The following is a 4,827-nucleotide window of genomic DNA, read 5'->3' on the forward strand; positions in this document are numbered from 1 at the left end:
CCGAGGCGATCGGCGCCGGCTCGGACCCGTCGCCCCCGGGCCCCTGCCGCGCGCTCGTGCACCCGGCCAGGAGCAGGCCGCACGCGGCGATCGCCACTGCGCTGGTCAGGGCAGTGGTGGTCAGGGCGGTGCGGCGTCCGGCTCGTCCCATGCTCCCAGCGTAGGTGCAGGTCCACCGACGGTGGGGTCAGGAGACGGCCACTTTCTCCGAGCCCGCACTTCCTGGCGCTCCACTCTTGCCCCTGCACTCTTGACTTGTGATACATGTGACGTACTACATTTAGCCCCGCGTCGTTCAACGGTGATGGCGAAGCGCCGGCTGTGTCGCCTGTGCTGACCAAGAGGACAAAGGAGTCGCTCGATGAATCCGATCACGCGAAGAGATCTCCTGCGCACCACCGGCCTGACCGCTGGTGCATTCGCGCTCGCCGGGCATGCCCCGGCGGTGGCGGCCGCAGACCCCACCGAGGAGCCCGAGGCCCCCGACACCAACCCGATGCGGCTCTGGTACACGGCTCCGGCCCAGGAGTGGCTGCAGGCGCTGGCCATCGGCAACGGCCGGCTCGGCGCCATGGTGTTCGGGGGCGCCGCGGCCGAGAAGCTCATGCTCAACGAGGACACGGTCTGGGCGGGCGGCCCGCACGACTACGCCGACCCGCTCGGGCACGAGGCGCTTCCGGACATCCGCCGGCTGATCAGCGAGGAGAAGTGGCTCGAGGCCCAGAACCTCGCCGACGAGCGGTTCATGGGGCGTCCCACGGAGCAGATGCAGTACCAGCCGGTCGGCGACCTGCTCCTCGACTTCGCCGGGCCCGACTTCCCGGGCGTGACCGACGACGTCACGGACTACCGGCGGTCGCTCGACCTGAGCACGGCCATCACGACCACCACGTTCGTGGCCGACGGCGTGCGCCACACCCGCGAGGTGTTCGGCAGCCACGCCCACCAGGTGATCGTCGTGCGGCTGACCGCGAGCGAGCGGGGCGCGATCTCGTTCGACGCCGGCTACCAGTCGCTCCAGGAGACGTCGACGTACGCGCACGACGCCCGCACGCTCGCCCTGGAGGGAATCAGCGGTGAGGCCGAGGGCCTGGAGGGCAAGGTGCGGTTCGTCAGCCTGGCTCGTGCCCTGCCCGAGGGCGGTGCCGTGACCTGCGACGACACAGGGCTGCACGTGCGGGGCGCCGACGCCGTCACGCTGGTCGTCTCCATCGGCACCAGCCACCGCAACTACCTCGACGTCGGCGGCGACCACCTCGCGGCGGCCCTGGCCCCGCTGGAGCGGACGCCGGACCAGGGGTACGGCATCCTGCGGCGCGCCCACGTGCGCGACCACCAGGAGATGTTCGGCCGGGTCGACATCGACCTGGGCACCTCGGCGTCCGTCGACCTGCCGACCGACCAGCGGGTCGCCGCCTTCCGCGACGGCCAGGACCCGCAGCTCGCGGCGCTGTACTACCAGTTCGGCCGCTACCTGCTCATCTCCAGCTCGCGGACGCCGGGCCAGCCCGCCAACCTCCAGGGCCTGTGGAACGACCAGATGCTGCCGCCGTGGCAGTCGAAGTACACCCTGAACATCAACTGCCAGATGAACTACTGGCCCGCCGGCCCGGCGAACCTGGCCGAGTGCTGGCAGCCGCTCTTCGCGATGATCGAGGAGCTGGCCGAGTCCGGCGCCCGGACGGCGCAGAAGATGTGGGGTGCCAAGGGCTGGGTGGCACACCACAACACCGACCTGTGGCGCGGGTCGGCGCCCGTGGACTTCGCGTACTACGGCGTCTGGCCCACCGGCGGCGCCTGGCTCTCGCTGCTGTTCTGGGAGCACTACGAGTACACCGGCGATCTCGACGTGCTGCGGGAGTACTTCCCGGTGCTGCGCGGGTCGGTCGAGTTCTTCCTCGACACCCTCGTGCAGGACGCCGCGACCGGCTACCTGGTGACCAGCCCCTCGCACTCGCCCGAGCTCAAGCACCACGACATCGACAACGTGGGCGTGAGCATGTGCGCCGGCCCGACCATGGACATGCAGATCCTGCGGGACCTGTTCACGGCGTTCGACAGGGCGTCCGCCGTGCTCGGCCAGGACCGCGAGATGGCCGCGCAGGCGCTGGCGGCGCGCGAGCAGCTGCCGCCCAACCAGATCGGCTTCCTGGGGCAGATCCAGGAGTGGCTGATCGACTGGGAGGAGGCCGCGCAGGAGACCAGCAGGCATGTCTCGCACCTGTGGGGCGTGTTCCCCAGCGACCAGATCACCCCGCGCCGCACACCCGAGCTGGCCGCGGCGGCCAACCGGTCGCTCGAGCTGCGCGGTCCCGCGGTCACGGCGGGCTGGTCGCTCGCGTGGAAGATGAACATCCGCGCCCGGCTGCTCCAGCGGGACGGCGTCTACACCCACCTGAAGCAGCTCCTCTCGCCCGGCCGCACCGCGCCGAACCTGTTCGACCTGCACCCGCCGTTCCAGATCGACGGCAACTTCGGGGGCACCTCGGCGATCAACGAGACCCTCGTGCAGAGCCACTCCGGCGAGGTCTGGCTGCTGCCGTGCCTGCCGGCCGCCTTCCCCGAGGGGAAGGTGCGCGGCCTGCGCACGCGTGGCGCCTTCGAGCTCGCCCTGACCTGGCAGGACGGCGTCCTGCGGTCCGCCCGGATCCAGTCGCTGGCGGGTAACACCATCCGGCTGCGCACGCAGGGTCCGGTCCGTGTCTCCGGCCCCGGCGGCGCGGTCGACGTCGAGCGGCCCGAGGAGGGCCTCGCCGTCTTCCGGACGCGGCGCGGGGCCACGTACGTCGTCGAACCGGCGGCCTGACCGGCTCGCCTCACCGAACCACCCGCAAGATCCGCACCCACGAAAGGACACAGATGTCCAGGAATTGGATTCAGACCAGCACCGTGGCGGTCGCCGCGCTGAGCCTGGTCGCCGCCGCGGGAGGCGGCGGGGTCGCGCTCGACCGGCTCGCCGACGCCGCGGTTGCGGCGACGTCCGCCAGGTGCCAGCAGCTCTACGTCTCCCCGACGGGCGACGACCAGGGCAAGGGCACAGCCAAGGACCCGTTCAGGACGGTCGACGGCGCCCGCGCGTACATCCGGGAGGCGGGCCTGAACACGGAGGGCCGGCAGCGCTGCGACATCACGGTCAACCTCGCGGCGGGCGACTACCCCGTCACGGAGACCATCGCGTTCACGCAGGAGGACTCGGGCGCGGGCGGGCACCAGATCGTCTACCGCAGCAGCGACGGCCCGGGCAAGGCCAACCTCGTGGGCGCCGAGGAGGTGACCGGCTGGGAGGAGTACCAGGACGGCATCTACAAGACCCGGTTCGACGCCGGCAAGCAGTTCTACACCCTCTTCGAGGACGGCGAGCGCTCCGAGCTGGCGCGCTACCCCAACCGGACGTCGGAGGACACCCAGGCTCCCTACCTGTTCTCCGTCCTCGGTGAGCCGGAGAAGGAGGCCGTGCGCTCGTGGCTCTACTGGGCGGACGGCGACTGGGACCCGGCCTGGGACGACACCCCCGAGCACAATCCGCTCAAGGACGCCCAGGTCACCGTGTGGTCGGGCGGCTCCTGGAGCTGGTTCACCGACACGGTCCCGATCATCGGCCAGGACTACCGCAAGAACTTCGCCACGCTCAAGCACTGGACACGCTACGCGATGGTGAACAGCCGGAGCGGTTCGCGCTACTACCTCCAGAACGCGATGGCGTTCCTCGACAAGCCGGGCGAGTACTACGTGGACCGGGAGGCCGGCGAGCTGTACTACATCCCGCGCGGTGACATCGAGGACGTCACGATCATGCGGCCGACGGTCGCGAAGGTGGTCGACGTGAAGGGCGCCTCGCCCGAGGACCGTGCGCACGACATCACGTTCGACGGGATCGGCGTCCAGTACTCCGACTTCGTCGACTGGTATCGCGCGGGCTGGATCAGCGCGGGCGACTCCGGGGACGCGCACAAGTACCCGGAGTACGACCGGCAGATCGAGATGCCGCGGAACCGGTTCGGCGCGATCACCCTGGAGAACACGAGCGACATCACGCTCACCGGGATGCACGTTCGCGACACCGGGTTCATGGGCGTCTACGCCCTGTTCGCCAACGACAACCTCACGGTCGAGAACAGCCTGTTCGAGAACGTGGGCGCGGACGGCATCAAGGTCGAAGGCGGCTGGCCGGGCGAGGGCGACCTCTCGCACGGGCACACGTTCCGCAACCTCTACATCCACCATGTCGGTGAGCTGGTGCCCGGTGACGCCTCGGGCATCGAGCTGATGAGCACCGGCGACAACACCGTGGAGCACGTCCATGTGCGCAACTCCGCGCGGTACGGCATCAGCCTGGAGTCCCGCCCGGAGGTCAAGGACGGCGAGCAGTACACCGACAACAACACCTTCCGGTACATCCGGATCGACGAGGTGGGGCTGGACTCGGGCGACATGGGCGCGTTCTACACCTACGGCGTCGCCAACCAGGAACCGCACCCGGTGAAGAACACCGTGGACCAGATGGTCATCGGCGACGTCATCCCGGACCCGGCAGGCGCCATGCCGGACAGCGGGACCCGCGGCGTCCACATGGACGCGGGCGGCTGCGGCTTCTCGTTCAGCAACATCGAGGTGGGCGAGACGACCGACCAGTCGTACCAGTCCTACCAGTGCAACGAGGTCACGAACGGCAACTGGGAGGACGGCTTCGACGCCGGCAAGATGGAGTACGACCTCATCGGTGTGACGGACACGTTCCCCTACCCGGTCCCGGAGTCCTGACCGACCCGACCGATCGGGCTTCGCCGGTCGAGCTCGTCGAGACCCGGGATCTCGACGAGCTCGACC

Annotated in this window: 2 protein-coding genes; both read left to right on the forward strand. The window is 69.8% G+C overall.

Going from position 1 to position 4,827, the window contains the following annotated elements:
* Positions 1 to 361: 361 nt before the first annotated feature.
* Positions 362 to 2,806, forward strand: coding sequence for a glycoside hydrolase family 95 protein (locus tag PROKR_RS25790; RefSeq protein ID WP_036969406.1), 2,445 nt, complete (start codon positions 362 to 364; stop codon positions 2,804 to 2,806).
* Positions 2,807 to 2,859: 53 nt separating this feature from the next.
* A complete protein-coding gene (locus PROKR_RS25795; RefSeq protein ID WP_051433370.1) occupies positions 2,860 to 4,761 on the forward strand; it encodes a right-handed parallel beta-helix repeat-containing protein in 1,902 nt (633 codons plus the stop codon).
* Positions 4,762 to 4,827: the final 66 nt, after the last annotated feature.

The sequence above is a fragment of the Promicromonospora kroppenstedtii DSM 19349 genome, assembly GCF_000515355.1.
Classification (GTDB): domain Bacteria; phylum Actinomycetota; class Actinomycetes; order Actinomycetales; family Cellulomonadaceae; genus Promicromonospora; species Promicromonospora kroppenstedtii.